Origin of the sequence: Arthrobacter globiformis, assembly GCF_030815865.1 — a bacterium.
In the GTDB taxonomy this organism is placed as follows: domain Bacteria; phylum Actinomycetota; class Actinomycetes; order Actinomycetales; family Micrococcaceae; genus Arthrobacter; species Arthrobacter globiformis_B.
Genome location: NZ_JAUSXI010000001.1, coordinates 4783713 through 4797520, shown reverse-complemented (window position 1 = coordinate 4797520; position 13808 = coordinate 4783713). Strand labels below are relative to the sequence as shown.

Below are 13808 nucleotides of genomic sequence, written 5' to 3'. Positions count from 1 at the left end.
GTCAGGTCCCCGGCGGCCTCCAAGGACGGCAGATACATGTACTTGGAGGCCTCGGGCTGACCGGCGGACTTGTCCTCCCCCAGTTGCAGGGCGTGGGCCGCGCGGAGGACATCTTCGAACAGGAGGACGTGCCCCATGCACGACATTGAAATCATCGACGCCCATCACCACCTGTGTGACTACTCCCGGTCCTATCCGTGGCTGCAAGGGCCAGCCGAACCATTCCGCTACCACGGCGACGACCGGCCCCTGCGGCGCGACTACTCACTGGATGACTACCTGTCCGACGCCAAGAACTTTAACCTTGCAGGGTCCGTCCATATCGAAAATGGTGCCGCGGACCCGGTTTGGGAGGCCGGCTGGGTCCAAAGCATTCACGACAGGAACGGTCTGCCAACCGTTCAGGTGATCAAGGCAAACCTCCTTGCCGACGATGTACTGGCTCACCTGGAACGGCTGGTCCCGCTGTTCACTGTCCGCGGAGTGCGCGACATCCTGAACTGGCACCCGGATCCGGTCTTCACGCACACACCCCGGCCTGACATCATTACCGATCCCCAGTGGCTCAAGGGCTTTTCACACCTGGCACCGCTGGGACTGTCCTTCGACCTTCAGGTCTTCCCGCCGCAACTGTCTGATGCCGCCGTTCTCGCCGCAGATCACCCTGATACCCAAATCATCCTCGACCATGCGGGCATGCCAATCGGCCGCGACAGGGACGCGCTCTCCGAATGGCGACAAGGCATGCGGCGGCTAGCGGCAGAACCCAACGTGACAACCAAGATTTCCGCGCTCGGAACAAACGATCATCACTGGACGGTGGAGTCCATACGCCCCATCGTTCTGGACACCATCGAAATATTCGGCCCTGAGCGGACGATGTTCGGGTCCAACTTCCCCGTTGACGGACTCTACTCGGACTTCCCGACGCTCTACAGCACCTTCGATGAGATCACGCAGGACATGACCAGAGCCGAACGACAATTCCTCTTCGCCGACACGGCCCGGCGCACGTACCGAATGGACTGGGAGCCCCACGGGTCGACGATCGGGCAGTCCGCGCTGCCTTCCGCTCAAACCTACGCCGGATAAACGGCGACGGCGGTGGCCTTGATGACAAAGTAGACGGTCATCCCCGGCGTGAGTCCCAGGTCCGCCGAGGCTGCCGGGGTGATGTCCGCGGACAGGCCGCCGGCGTGGACGCGGATCTGGTCGCCGTGGGGTTCAAGGTCCGTGATGGTGACGGCGAACGAGTTCCGCGGGCTGCCGTGTTCGGCGCTCAGGAAGACCGAGACCGCCGTCGGCGAAAAGACGGCGACGCCGGCCTGGCCGGGGACGGCGCCGTCCTCGGGGTGGGCAGTGATGTTCAGCCCGCCGTCGGAAGTCAGCCCGCGGTGGGTGATGGTGCCGGGGAGAAGATTCATGCCCGCCAAACCCGCGGCGAACTTGCTGCGCGGTTTCTCCAGGACCGCGCGGGTGGGCCCTTCCTCGGTGATCCGTCCGCCTTCGACGACGATGGCCCGGTCGGCGAGCATGAGCGCGTCCAGGACATCGTGCGTGATGATGATGGCCCGGCGGTTGGCGAGGACACGCTTGAGCAGCCTGCGCAGCATGGGGGCGGCATGGATGTCGAGGGCCGCCATGGGTTCGTCGAGAAGCAGCAGTTCGGGGTCTGTGGCCAGGGCGCGGGCGATGGCGACGCGCTGCGCCTGGCCGCCCGAAAGCTGGCCGGGCCGCCGGTCCGCGAACTCCGCGGCTTCCACTTCGGCCAGCCAGTGCCGTGCCGTCTGCAGCGCGCTAGCCCGGTTCGCGCCGGCCGCCCGGGGTCCGAAGGCGACATTGTCCAACACGCTCATGTGCGGAAACAGCAGCGGTTCCTGTGCGAGCAACGCTGTTCCCCGGGTGTGCGGCGGCAGGAAGTGGCCGTTCCCGCCGTTGAGGTCGAAAAGTGTCTTCTGTCCGAGGACGGCGTGCCCGCTGTCCGGGCGGAGGAGCCCGGCGATAATCCCCAGCAGTGTGGACTTGCCGGCTCCATTTGGCCCCAGCACGGCTACGGTTTCGTCAGGGCCGAGCGTGAGGGAGACGTCTAAGTTCCGGGCGTGCAGCGCGGCGTTGAGCGTGAACGTCATTTTGTTCCTGCCTCTGACAGCAGCGCCCGGGGGCGCCGGTAGGAAAGCCCGACGACGGCGACCGCCACGGCCACCAGCACCAGGGAAAGGGCGACGGCGGCGTCGGCGTCGGTTTCCCGCTGCAGGTAGATCTCCAGCGGCAGGGTTCGGGTAACGCCCTGCAGGCTGCCGGCGAAGGTCAGGGTGGCGCCGAACTCACCCAGGCAGCGCGCGAAGGACAACACGGCACCGGAGGCGAGCCCGGGCAGTACCAACGGGATGCTGACGCGGCGCAACACCGTGGTGGGACGGGCGCCAAGGGTCGCCGCGACCGCCTCGTACTTAGTGCCCGCGGTGCGCAGGGCGCCCTCAAGGCTGACCACCAGGAACGGCAGCGCCACGAACGTCTGGGCGAGAACGACGGCGGTGGTGGAGAAGGCGATCTGGATCCCCGCCAACTCCAGACTCCGCCCGAGCAAGCCCTGGCGGCCAAACGTGTACAGCAAGGCGATGCCGCCGACGACCGGCGGCAGGACCAGGGGAAGCAGCACGAAGGCCCGCAGCAGGCGCTGGCCCGGGAACCTGGCACGGGCCAGGACGAGAGCCAAGGGCACGCCGAGTACTATGCACAGCACGGTGCTGGTTGCCGACGTTCTCAGGCTCAGGCCCAGCGCGCTGAGGGATGACTCCGCGGTGATGAGCGGGATGAACTGGCCCCAGTTGACCTTGGCCACCATGGCGGCCAGCGGCAGCAGGACAAACAGCGCCCCTGCTGCCGCGAGGGCGAATACCCAGGGCGGGACACCGGTGTAGCCGGTATCCCGCCGGCTTGTCTTGCGGGCTGTCAAAGCCTTGCTACGGGGTGCCGAAACCGGCGTCACTGAGGACCTTCCTGCCTTCGGTGCCGGTGACCATGGCGATGAAGGCCTTGGCCAATTCCTTGTTTTTGCTGCTGCCCACGGTGGCGATCGGGTAGGTGTTCGCTGCCTTGTCCGACTCGTTGAATGGGATGCCCTTGACCTTGTTGCCTGCGCTCCTGACGTCGGTGACATAGACCAGCCCGGCGTCGGCTTCCCCGGAGGTGACCTTGCCGAGCACATCGGTCACGGAGGATTCCTCGCTGACAGGTTTCAGTGTGGTTCCGGCGGCCTTCTTCACCGTCTCGGTGGCGGAGCCGCAGGGAACCTGCGGTGCGCAGACAACCACCTTGACGCCCGGCTTCGCCAGGTCCGCAAAGGAACTGATCGACGCCGGATTGGCTGGCGGCACGGCAATCTCCAAGACGTTTGTGGCGAAGTTGCTTGCCGCTCCATCGATGAGCTTGGCGTCGGAGAGCTTGGCCATGTTCTTGGTGTCGGCGGAGGCGACCACGTCGGCCGGGGCGCCCTGGGTAATCTGCGTGATCAGGTCCGAGGACCCGGCGAAGTTCAGTATGACCTTGGTGCCCGGGTTTGCGGCCTCGAACTCGGAGGCGATCTTGGTGAACGTCGTCTTCAGCGACGCGGCGGCGTAAACAGTCACGGCGCCGGTACCGGCCGCCGTCGAACTGCCGTTTTGGGTTGTGCCGCTCGCCGTATTGGAAGCGGCGCAGCCGGCCAGCCCGGCTGCAAGGACGCCGGTGGCCAGCAGGGCGCCGATGCGCACGCGGGTGACGTTCAAATGATGCTCTTTCCCTGGGGTGTTTCGATGATGACGGTGGTGGCTTTGACCACGGCGGTGGCCACGGACCCGAGTTCCAGGCCGAGTTCACGGACGGCTTCGCTGCTCATGAGGGAGACGACGCGGAAGGGGCCGCACTGCAGTTCCACTTGGGCCATGACCTTGTCCGCGGTGATGCCGGTGACCAGGCCAACGAACCGGTTGCGGGCAGAGCTGCCTACACGGGTGGGGTCCTCGGGCAGCTGCGCCTGGTCGCGCGCAAGGTGGGCGAGTTCAATTCCCTCGACGGCCAGCCGGCCAGAGGCGTCCTTGATCGGGGTCAGGGTCCCGTTCTCGGTCCAGCGGCGGACGGTGTCGTCGCTGACGCCCAGAAAGCGCGCTGCTTCGGAGATGCGGATTTTCGGCATAGCACCATATTCCACTATTTGCGGAGATTCATGGGGCTTTTTACCGCAAATTCGATTATTCCGTCGGTTCAACGGTCCATCCGACAACAAGGATTGCCATCCAATCTAAGTAGTGTAACTATCTGCCTATGGGCGGAATCGACTGGCAGCAGGAGCTGACTCGGGCTGCCCTCCCGCATGCAGTGCTCGCGCTCCTAATGAGCGCTGAGATGCACGGCTACGCCATGATCGAAGTCCTCCGCGCTGGAGGGTTCCCGAGGACCAAGGGCGGGACGCTGTATCCGCTGTTGCGGCGACTGGAGGAGCAGGGACTGGTTAGCCATGTCTGGCAGCACGACTCGGCGGGTCCGGGCCGCAAGCAGTTCGCCATCACCGGCGAAGGCCGTGCGGACCTGGTCCGCGCGGCGGACGCCTGGCAGCAGATGGATGACGCACTCAGCAGGATTCGGACAAGCAGACAGGAAACCCCATGACGTACGAGCGCGACCTGGCCTTCAACCTTCGGATCCGTGGCATTTCCGAGCGCGAGATTGCCGAAACGCTGGAGGAGGTGCGGGCCCATGAAGCGGCCGCCGGAACGCCGGCAAAGGACGAGTTCGGGGCTGCACAGGACTACGCCAAGCAGTTCCCAAAGGGAAGGCGGCGGTCACGGGGAGCGGCCGTCACCACCATCGCCGCGGCGGTGTCCATAGCGTACGTGCTGGCCGTCGTCGTCACGCCCTTCCTGGGCATCGATCTCCGGGAAAGCGTGGGGCCCATAACGCTCCTGCCGGCGCTCGCCGTAATCCTGGGAGGCGTCCTCGCCGGTTTCCTGACCGACTACCTCCGCCCGGCGCCCCGTTCCCTCCAACAGACGTAGCAGTAGAATCGCAGTCGTCGTCATCCTCCTTCACCTGTAGAAAAAACGGTAAGGTCCGGCGCGTTGACGCACACACTGGACGGCATGGCCAACGCGGGCCATAATCCAGATCACACAAGCAACGCGCCCAGCGATTTCCATACTCCACGGGACCTATCTCCAGCGCTGTCGGATACGCCCCGTCTGGGTTTGCGCTGGGTGCGGCAGCAAGACGACGTCGTGGAGGGACAAGCTCATGACCGCAGAGCAAACCAGGCGAAAGAGTACCAGCGGCCCGGTGTCGGTCCGCCCACTGCGCGAGGCGGACCTCGACCGCGCTGACGAGATTCTCAGGGTGGCGTTCGGGACGTTCCTCGGAGTCCCCGACCTGTTCGGGACCGCAGACTATGTCCGTACTCGCTTTGCCGCTGATGCTCATGCCGCCTTCGCCGCTACGGTGGACGGCGACCTTGTGGGATCGATCTTTGCGGCGAACTGGGGCAGCGTCGGGTTCTTCGGACCGTTGACCGTGCGTCCGGACCTGTGGGACCGCGGCGTTGGTCAAAGCCTGATGGAGCCGGTCATGGGGTGCTTCGAGACATGGGGGAACAACCACCTTGGCCTGTTCACCTTCTCGCACAGTCCAAAACATCTCGAACTTTACCGCCGCTACGGCTTCTGGCCCCGATTCCTGACCGCCGTCATGCGCAAGCAGGTGAAGCCCCGTGGCGCGGTGCCCGGCCGGACGATGTATGCCGAGTTGTCCGCCGCGGACCAGCAAGACTACCTTGGTGCCTGCCGCGCGCTGACGGACGCTGTGTACGAGGGTCTGGATCTCGGACGCGAGATCATGGCCGTGCATGCACAGGGACTCGGCGACACCGTGCTGCTACCGGGCGAATCAGGGCTCGATGGGCTGGCTGTGTGTCACTGCGGACCGGGATCGGAGGCGGGCACGGACGTGTGCTTCATCAAGTTCGGTGCCGTACGCCCCGGCCCGCATGCTGGTGACAGATTCGAACGTCTGCTCGATGCCTGCGAGCAGTTGGCAACCGAGCGCGGACTGGGCCAGCTCGACGCCGGGATGAACCTCGGCCGCCCGGATGCCTATCAGCGAATGATCGCTCGCGGTTTCCGTACCGGGGTGCAGGGTGTGACCATGCACCGGCCCAACGAGCCCGGTTACAGCCATGCCGACTCCTACGTGATCGACGACTGGCGCTGAACCAGCGGACACATTACCCCGGAGCGGCAGGCGTCCACTTATCGGACGTGATGGCGGGATTCGAACCCGCTTCAACGGTTTTGCAGACCGCTCCCTGTCCTCTCGGGCACACCACGTACCGGTAGCCTAGGCAAGCCCAGGCCCGGTGTCCTGTACGTGTAGAACTCGGTCATCACATTGCGGTTCAAGACACGGGGGCCTGGAAGTTGGCTGGTTTTGTTACGCCCCGCTTCGGCCGGTGAAACTGCGTTTCAGTGCGCGTCAGTACGTTGCAGCCGGGGTTGGGAAGCGGGCAGCAAGGTGCTTGATTGGGTCTACACGCCTCGAAAGGACTCGCCATGACGGAACTCTCAGACCTCAGCCCGCGCCGGCTCCGCGACGTGCTGGGCCACTTCGCAACGGGCCTGACCGTGATCACTGCGGCCACCGAGAACGGCCCCGCCGGGTTCACCTGCCAGTCCTTCGCATCCCTCTCGCTGGAACCGGCACTGGTGACCTTCAGCCCGGCGCGGACCTCCAGCACCTGGCCGCTGCTGCGCCAGGCGGGCCGCTTCACCGTCAACATCCTTCCGGCCGACCACCAGCACCTCGCGGCCCAGTTCGCGCGGTCCGGCGCGGACAAGTTCGCCGGCGTGGACCACTCGCCGTCGCCCCTCGGCAACCCTGTCCTCGAGGGCGCCCTGGCCTGGGTGGACTGCGAGCTGCGCCAGGAGTACGACGGCGGCGACCATACCATCGTGGTGGCCGCGGTCCACGCCCTGAGTGCCCGTTCCGGCGTCGATCCCCTCCTTTTCTTCAAGGGCGGCTACGTCTCCGTGCAGCCACTGGTCAAAATCCTGGAGGGCGCCGCATGACACCGGTCAAGGCCACGTCGCGGCGGCGCGGCCGCCGGCACGTTCAGCCGGAAATCGGCGACGACGTGTGGCAGCCCGCGGAGGACTGGGAAGCCATCAAGATAGGGACCACGGTTGAAGTCACGCTTCCCGCCGGGCACTCCTACACCGGCCGCGTCGATTCCAAGACACCGGACTCCGGCCTGGTGTGGGTCATCAGTTCCGCCGGGCAGGGACGCCAGATGTACGGCAACCGCGACGGCGTGCGCCTCCGGACGGCTTGACCCCTACACCCGCTACCGGCCCCGGTTTTCCAACCTCTCCCTGCGTCGGTGGTCCGCCTGCTGGACCAGTTCTGACATCCATGGCCGGTGCCCCTGGTGGAGCATCATCCCTTCAGGCAGCCCTTGGACGGACGGGACTCATGGAGGATCTTCCCCCGTTCCTCCTCAGTCATGGGCCTGACGCGCACGACGCCGGGTGCAGATTTACGCCGGGATAGCGCCGGATTGGGGCTGGACGCCCCAGGTCATCTTCCGGATGGTCTCTCGTTGCAGCCCGCTGAGGGCGGCCAGCTCGTAGTCATCCAGAAGTCCCCACCGTCGTGCTGCTGCCAGGAGGTTCAGGCGGCGGCCTTCCAGGGCAATTTTGGACTCTTCAAGTTCAACCAGTTCCGACTTGAGCTGGCCGATCGCGGCAAGATGCTGCTCCGCCGGCATCCCGGACGGGAGAAGGTCGTCGGACGACAGGCCCACGGTGCGGACCGCCCAGCGGGAGAGTTCCGCGGCTTCGGCGAGGCGGGTTACCTTCATGCCGTCGCAGAGCGCCTGGGCGATCTGCTGGTTCAGCCGGACGGAGAGGGCGCGCATGCTGGTGGCATTGAAGGAAATCCGCTGCCGGCTGTCCCGGAGCAGCTTGCGCGTCTTTTCCGCCTGGATAGCGGCCTTGTCGGGTTTCGCGGTCCCGCGGTAGCGGTAGCAGCCTTCCCGGCGGTCCTCGCGGTGCAGAATAGCCAACAGCACTCCTCGGTTCGGATTCACGACTTACCTAGAAGGCTAGGCAGCACGGACGGAGGGGCGGAAATACCTATAGTGCGTGGAGCCATAACCAAAAAGTTTGGGTTGGGTGCCTTGGCAAAGAACGACGGCGGTCCATAAGGGACGCTTATCCGTCCACGCAGATTAGGTCTTATCCAGACCGCCCTGGATTCCCTAGTGTCGAAGGAACGAGTATCGCTCCCTCCTGACTCCCTAGGAAGAGACCATGTCTGAATTTGAACCTGCATCGCGAGTGTCCCGCATCAAGCAATCTGCCAGCGTGGCCGCAGCGGCCCGCGTGCGTGAGCTGAAGGCAGAAGGGCGCCGGATCCTGGACCTGACGGTCGGTGAGCCGGACTTCGATACCCCTGAGCACATCAAGGCGGCGGCGGTTGAGGCGATCAGCAAGGGCGAGACGAAGTACACCTCGGTCACCGGCACGCCAGCACTGCAGAAGGCGATCCTGGAGACCATCGAACTGCGCACCGGCATCCACTACACCCCGGCTGAGATCACCATCGGCGGTGGCGCCAAGCAGGTGATCTTCACGGCATTCATGGCTTCCCTGGACGCGGGCGACGAGGTTGTGGTTCCCGCACCGTACTGGGTTTCCTACCCGGACATGGTGCTCGCGAACGAGGGCACCCCGGTGGTTGTCACCTGCAGCGAGGAGTCTGGCTTTAAGCTCACGCCCGAAGCCTTGGCCGGGGCACTCAACGAGCGGACCAAGTGGGTCATCCTCAACACCCCGTCGAACCCCACAGGTGCTGTGTACTCCCCGTCGGAACTGCGGGCCCTGGCGGATGTCCTCGCGAACTTCCCGCAGGTTTGTGTCCTGACGGACGAGATCTACGACCAGATCTACTTCGGCTCCGGCCGGATCCAGAGCCTGGTGGAGGTTGCTCCGGAACTCAAGGACCGCATCCTTGCCGTCAACGGCGTTTCGAAGGCCTACGCCATGACCGGCTGGCGGCTGGGTTACGCCGCCGGGCCGGCGCCGCTGATCGCGGCGATAAACAAGCTCCAGTCGCAGATCTCCTCCTGCCCGTCCTCCGTGAGCCAGGCCGCCAGCGCCGCAGCGCTCACCGGCGACCAGGCCTTCTTGCGGGAGAGCGTCGAGGTCTACCGCGGCCGGCGCGATGCGGCGGTAGCCGCGCTGAACGCCGTCGACGGCCTTTCATGCGCGACGCCGGAAGGCGCCTTCTACGCGTACGTCAACTGCGGCGGCGCCATCGGCAAGACCACCCCGGAGGGGAAAGTCATCGCCAACGACGAGGACTTCACGCTCTACCTTCTCGAGGCAGCCTCCGTCGCCGTCATCCAGGGCTCGGCCTACGGCCTGGGCCCGTACTTCCGCATCTCCTACGCCACCAGCCTCGACGTCATCGAAGAGTCCATCGCAGCCATCGACAAAGCTGTCCGGGCCCTCAGCTAACCCCCACCAAACGGGCCCTCAGCTAACCCCCACCAAATGAAGGAAAATTCCGTGATCCACGTAAAGACCAACATCGAACGACCCGACGCCGCCGCCGTCCGCCGCCTGGCGCAGTTCTCCTCGGCCACGATCCACGAGGCACAGGGCCGCAAAGGAGCGCTGAGCTCCAGGATCAAGCCGATCGACCGCAGCATGTCCTTCTGCGGCCCCGCCACCACCGTCCGCTGTGCTCCGCGGGATAACCTCATGTTGCAGGTGGCCATCCATTACGCCGAGGCCGGCGACGTTATCCTGGCCGCGGCGGGGGAGTATGAGGAAGCCGGTACGTTCGGCGACGTCCTCGGCAACGCCATGAAGGCCAAGGGCCTCGCGGGCCTGGTGACGGACTCCGGTGTCCGCGACACCCAGGACCTCATCGAGCTGGGACTGCCCGTCTTCTCCGGCAGTGTCTCGATCAAGGGCACCGTCAAGGAAACCATCGGCCCCATCAACCACCCTGTGGTTTTCGGTGACGAGATCATCTACCCCGGCGACGTCCTGCGCGGCGATGCCGACGGTGTTGTCGTTGTCCGGAAGGACGAGATCGAGGAAGTCATCCGCCTCTCCCAAGAACGTGACGACGCCGAGCGCGAGCTCATCGGCCTCTACAAGGCCGGCGGAACCACCATCGAGCTGTGCAACCTCACCGAGGTGCTGAAGGCCAAGGGTCTGCTGGTGGAGCACGCGTAGTCGCGTGTTCGCGTAGCGTCGTCGCCTCAGGCGGGACAGCCTTCTGTCCCGCCTGAGGCGTACCTAGGCTGCCGCCCTCTGCCTCCCACGCTTCGCTCTACTGTCTGTGCTCCCCGGGGCCGCGGAATTGCCGTCCAGCCTCGCCTATTTACGGCGCTGGGCCGACACGTTCGGGCTGATGTGTTTCGCACACCCCGGTTCCGGGCCATCTAGATCCGGGTAGCGGCGGTGCCGTGGAGCGGTAGGTGTGGCCGGTGGGCGTTGTCAGTTCGATGGTGTGCCTTGGACCTGGTCTGGGCTTTGCCTTCCAGCCGGGCAGTTCTTTGGTGTGGTTGCAGGCTTCGCACAGTCCCGCGCCGTTGGCCAGGCTGGTGGTTCCGCCGTCGTGCCAGGGGATGATGTGGTCGTGATGGCGGATTGGGGCGTCGCAGTAGGGGGTGCGGCAGGTGTCGTCCCGGATTTGGATGAAGCGGCGCAGCGGTGCCGGGAAGAGCCGTCTTCGCGAGTCCATCGCCACCAGGTCGCCGGTCCCGGGGGTGGTATAGAGGCGCCGGATCCAGGTCTTCAGCTCCGTCATGGCGGTTGAATCGACCTCGCCGGGCTGGCCGCGATCCGGCCGGCCCGGATGCTGGAACTGGGCGGAACCTTGTCCCTGCGTGACGAGATCGCGTGCCCAGTCGGCGGGGACGATGCCGTAGCCGGGTATCCGGGCGGGTTCGCTATCGCCTTGAAGGAGGGTCCGGTCGGTCATGACGAGGTTGAGCTCGATCCCGGTGATGCCGCCGGGGGTGCCGGTGGTCCGCTCGACCAGGGTGTCGGCCGTGAGCTGGTCACGGGAGCGCGGATCTCCGGCGGCGTGGAGGGTGTCGGCGTTCCGGGTCAGTGCCGCGTACACGGCGACGCCCTGGTGGACGGGCAGCAGCGCCGTCAGGTACGTCATGCAGTCCGGGGCCGGGCGCAGGCTGACCCTCCGCTCCGACGCGGCATGGCTGGCCCGCTGGGCCACGGAACGGGGATCCCTGCGGATCGCGGCCGCCCGGACCGCGGCGATAACGGCGCGTGTCCCGGCGCCGGTGAAGGTTCCGGTGTCGGCGGCGAGTTCCTCGTCGACGGCAGTCCGGTCCTCGACACTCAAGCAGGCAGTCTCTTTCACGACGAGCATGACGCGCTCTTCATTGAGCTGCCCGGTGTCCAGGGCGGCCTGGGCGTGAGGCATCTGCACCAAGGCTTTGGCTGTGCCGAGGAGCCGGTGCCCGCGGTTCGGGGACTCGCCGCGGGCCAGCGCGATCTGCTCAGCCGCGCCCAGGTCCCGGTCTTTGCCGCGGTCCTTGCCCAGGTCCTCCGCAGCCAGTGGCGGCCGATCGGTGGATTCCTGCCGGAGCCGGGCCTCGAAGGCCACAGCAAGCCTCGCCTGCTGCCCGGCGGCCCAGCACTTGAAATTCTCGTAGACCCGTACCTGGTCGATCAGCGCGGCATTGTCAGCGGTGAGGTCAACTGCAGGGAGAAACCACCCCGGGGTTGTTGCAGAGGCACCGGCCGCAACGTGACGGACAGTAGCGGCGCTGGCGGGAACGCCGTCTTCAAAAGCGCCGCCGTGAAAAGTACCGCCGTCGAAAAAGCTTTCGTCCAAGAGATGCCGGATACGGGGCATCGAGGTCATCGTCAAACGGAAGCCCGTCGTTCGCGAACACATCCTCGGGGAACGCGTCAACAGGAAAAACGGCGTCTGCAAGAAGGGCGTCAGGAACCGCAGCAGCCTGCAGAACACCGCCGCGCGGCGCCCCCGCTGTCAGTGCCGAATTCCGGATGCCTTCCATGGACTCAGTCTGCCAAGAGGCTACGACATTTAAGGGCCGACCGGGCACCAGATGCGGGATGAATCCAAAGTTTCTTAGATCCACCTGAGAAGTGAAAGTGGGTCGCAGTTGAGGGCGTTCCCAGCCTTGAGAACGCCCTGAAATGCTACCTAGTTGGGCGCAGTGGCGAGCAGGAAGCGCGAGCCGCGGCAGCACCGCCGTCGTACGGGGTTGCATCCCGTGGGGGAGTGGAAACTGGGTAGCAGCTCAGGGCGTTCCCAGCCTTGAGAACGCCCTGTGCTGGTACCCAGTTGGGAGGCAGGGGAGGGCCGGCTAGACGCGGTGGGGGACGGGGTAGGCCGGGGCGCCGAAGACGGCGTCCTCCAAGTACCAGACCGTCGACCCGCCTCCGCTGACCGGCATGATGCTGCCCTCGAAAACGAAGATGGGCGCTGCGGACCGGTCCTCTGGCCGCCAGAACCCGTTGGTCGGGCAGTGCGACCCGGTTTTGGCCATAAGCCCCAGGCTTGGGTCTGAAGTTCTCCTGGCGGTGCTGATCTTTTTCATGGCTGGCTCCCCGTTGATTTGTTTGCGGAATATGATTCGCCGCAATTTCTTGGCTTGCCACCAATATTAGAATCCCGGGGACGTGGTTACTAAGACAAATGATGAGTGCCCTAATAAGCCAAACCTATGAGCGGCCGTACTTATCGTTGAGCATTTCCTGGAGCATTTCCTTCAGCACCAGGAGCACGGCCGATGCCGCCTCCGAGAGGGGGTCGTGATCGGGTGTGCACAGCGCGATCTTGCACTGCAGGGCAGGGTCCACGATCCGCAGGACGTGGAAGTCTTCCTCGTGGAACAGCGCGTCTGCAGCCGACTTGGGCAGGATCGTGGCCCCAAGGTCGGCACGCAGCAGCCGGGCCAGCGAGGGCACTGATTCCACTTCACCCACCAGCTGAAGTTTGAGCCCCTTGCTGTCAAAGCCTGCCTCTACCGCCTGTCGGAGCGTGTGGATCTTCTCGGGAAGGAAGAGCCCCAGCCGGGCCACTTCCTCCAGCGTGATCTCGCCGTTCTCCGCGTTAACATCCGGCTTGGCGGCGTTGACCACCAAGTGCAGGTCCTCGACGATCATCGTTGTGAAAAGGACACCGCGGATAGGACCGGGCTCGTAGATGAGCGCCATGTCCAGCCGGCCGTTCTTGATCGCCTCGCTCAGTACGCCGCCGTAGATTTCCGTGACGTGCAGGACGATGTCCGGGTACCGGCGGGCCACTTCGCTGATGATCTGCGGGGTGAGGCTCGATGCCATGCTGTAGGGCGCAATGGCAATGGACACTCGGCCGGACGGCGCCGCCCCTGACTTGGCAACGTCCACCCGGGCCTGCGCGACGAGCCGCAGGATGGACTGGGCGTGGCGGTATAGCGTGTGCCCGGCAGCTGTGGGCTGCACGCCTTGCTTGCTGCGGATCAGCAGGCGCTGCTTCAGTTCAGTCTCGAGCGCCGAAACCTGCTGGCTCAGGGCCGGCTGGGCCACGTGCAGCGCAGCCGCGGCCTTGGTGATGCTCCCCGAGTCCACGATCTGTACGAAGTACGCCAGCTTCCTGGTATCCACGGCCGCCCTCTCTCTTTGCGGCGTCCTGAACCCGCAAGGTCATAACGGGATGCTATGGAGGGACACGCAATAGGTCTTTGTGTGATCCACATCGCTGACACTAGGTTGAACCCAGAACGCTATTTC

16 protein-coding genes and 1 tRNA gene are annotated in these 13808 nt (G+C 65.3%); 8 read left to right on the top strand and 9 right to left on the bottom strand.

The window, feature by feature from the left end; all coding sequences use genetic code 11:
* Positions 1-135 precede the first annotated feature (135 nt).
* Complete coding sequence (locus QFZ33_RS22415; RefSeq protein ID WP_307031111.1) at positions 136-1092, top strand: amidohydrolase family protein; 957 nt, start codon at positions 136-138, stop codon at positions 1090-1092.
* On the opposite strand, the gene QFZ33_RS22410 is transcribed toward QFZ33_RS22415, so the two are convergent.
* From QFZ33_RS22410 to QFZ33_RS22395, 4 genes are read right to left on the bottom strand one after another with little or no spacing between them, the layout of a single operon-like run.
* A complete protein-coding gene (locus tag QFZ33_RS22410; RefSeq protein ID WP_307031109.1) occupies positions 1080-2129 on the bottom strand; it encodes a sulfate/molybdate ABC transporter ATP-binding protein in 1050 nt (349 codons plus the stop codon). The genes QFZ33_RS22415 and QFZ33_RS22410 overlap by 13 nt on opposite strands.
* On the bottom strand, positions 2126-2956 hold the full coding sequence (locus QFZ33_RS22405; protein ID WP_307031963.1) for an ABC transporter permease: 831 nt from the start codon (positions 2954-2956) through the stop codon (positions 2126-2128). The genes QFZ33_RS22410 and QFZ33_RS22405 overlap by 4 nt, the downstream gene beginning before the upstream one ends.
* 7 nt (positions 2957-2963) lie before the next feature.
* Positions 2964-3767 (bottom strand): molybdate ABC transporter substrate-binding protein, encoded by an 804-nt coding sequence (gene modA / locus QFZ33_RS22400; RefSeq protein WP_307031107.1) that lies wholly within the window; start codon positions 3765-3767, stop codon positions 2964-2966.
* The gene (locus QFZ33_RS22395; protein WP_307031105.1) at positions 3764-4174 is read right to left on the bottom strand and encodes a TOBE domain-containing protein; all 411 of its coding nucleotides are present in this window, start codon (positions 4172-4174) and stop codon (positions 3764-3766) included. Before QFZ33_RS22395 ends, modA begins: the two co-directional genes overlap by 4 nt.
* A 128-nt stretch (positions 4175-4302) precedes the next feature.
* On the opposite strand from QFZ33_RS22395, the gene QFZ33_RS22390 reads away from it, so the two are divergent.
* The 3 genes from QFZ33_RS22390 to QFZ33_RS22380 all read left to right on the top strand — a co-directional run bounded on the left by QFZ33_RS22390 (position 4303) and on the right by QFZ33_RS22380 (position 6237).
* On the top strand, positions 4303-4647 hold the full coding sequence (locus QFZ33_RS22390) for a PadR family transcriptional regulator (RefSeq protein WP_307031103.1): 345 nt from the start codon (positions 4303-4305) through the stop codon (positions 4645-4647).
* Positions 4644-5033: a hypothetical protein gene (locus tag QFZ33_RS22385; RefSeq protein ID WP_307031101.1), complete on the top strand. Its 390-nt coding sequence runs from the start codon at positions 4644-4646 to the stop codon at positions 5031-5033. The genes QFZ33_RS22390 and QFZ33_RS22385 overlap by 4 nt, the downstream gene beginning before the upstream one ends.
* A 235-nt stretch (positions 5034-5268) precedes the next feature.
* Positions 5269-6237: a GNAT family N-acetyltransferase gene (locus QFZ33_RS22380; protein WP_307031099.1), complete on the top strand. Its 969-nt coding sequence runs from the start codon at positions 5269-5271 to the stop codon at positions 6235-6237.
* A gap of 45 nt (positions 6238-6282) precedes the next feature.
* On the opposite strand, the gene QFZ33_RS22375 is transcribed toward QFZ33_RS22380, so the two are convergent.
* Positions 6283-6353 (bottom strand) — tRNA-Cys (locus QFZ33_RS22375).
* 222 nt (positions 6354-6575) lie between these two features.
* Between QFZ33_RS22375 and QFZ33_RS22370 the strand changes: the two genes are divergently transcribed.
* Positions 6576-7091, top strand: a complete 516-nt coding sequence (locus tag QFZ33_RS22370) for a flavin reductase family protein (protein WP_307031097.1) — start codon at positions 6576-6578, stop codon at positions 7089-7091.
* Positions 7088-7354 (top strand): hypothetical protein, encoded by a 267-nt coding sequence (locus QFZ33_RS22365; RefSeq protein ID WP_307031096.1) that lies wholly within the window; start codon positions 7088-7090, stop codon positions 7352-7354. Before QFZ33_RS22370 ends, QFZ33_RS22365 begins: the two co-directional genes overlap by 4 nt.
* Before the next feature lie 204 nt (positions 7355-7558).
* Here QFZ33_RS22365 and QFZ33_RS22360 read toward each other — a convergent pair whose 3' ends face one another.
* Positions 7559-8092, bottom strand: a complete 534-nt coding sequence (locus tag QFZ33_RS22360; protein WP_307031961.1) for a hypothetical protein — start codon at positions 8090-8092, stop codon at positions 7559-7561.
* Between the two features lie 241 nt (positions 8093-8333).
* Between QFZ33_RS22360 and QFZ33_RS22355 the strand changes: the two genes are divergently transcribed.
* Together QFZ33_RS22355 and QFZ33_RS22350 are read left to right on the top strand one after the other, a co-directional pair.
* Positions 8334-9542, top strand: coding sequence for an aspartate transaminase (locus tag QFZ33_RS22355; RefSeq protein ID WP_307031094.1), 1209 nt, complete (start codon positions 8334-8336; stop codon positions 9540-9542).
* 51 nt (positions 9543-9593) lie between these two features.
* Positions 9594-10271, top strand: coding sequence for a 4-carboxy-4-hydroxy-2-oxoadipate aldolase/oxaloacetate decarboxylase (locus QFZ33_RS22350; protein WP_307031092.1), 678 nt, complete (start codon positions 9594-9596; stop codon positions 10269-10271).
* A 148-nt stretch (positions 10272-10419) separates the two neighbouring features.
* Here QFZ33_RS22350 and QFZ33_RS22345 read toward each other — a convergent pair whose 3' ends face one another.
* From QFZ33_RS22345 to nac, 3 genes are all read right to left on the bottom strand, one after another.
* A complete protein-coding gene (locus QFZ33_RS22345; RefSeq protein ID WP_307031090.1) occupies positions 10420-11901 on the bottom strand; it encodes an HNH endonuclease in 1482 nt (493 codons plus the stop codon).
* Between the two features lie 499 nt (positions 11902-12400).
* Positions 12401-12634, bottom strand: coding sequence for a hypothetical protein (locus QFZ33_RS22340; protein WP_307031088.1), 234 nt, complete (start codon positions 12632-12634; stop codon positions 12401-12403).
* A 124-nt stretch (positions 12635-12758) separates the two neighbouring features.
* Complete coding sequence (gene nac / locus QFZ33_RS22335) at positions 12759-13682, bottom strand: nitrogen assimilation transcriptional regulator NAC (protein ID WP_307031086.1); 924 nt, start codon at positions 13680-13682, stop codon at positions 12759-12761.
* Positions 13683-13808 lie beyond the last annotated feature (126 nt).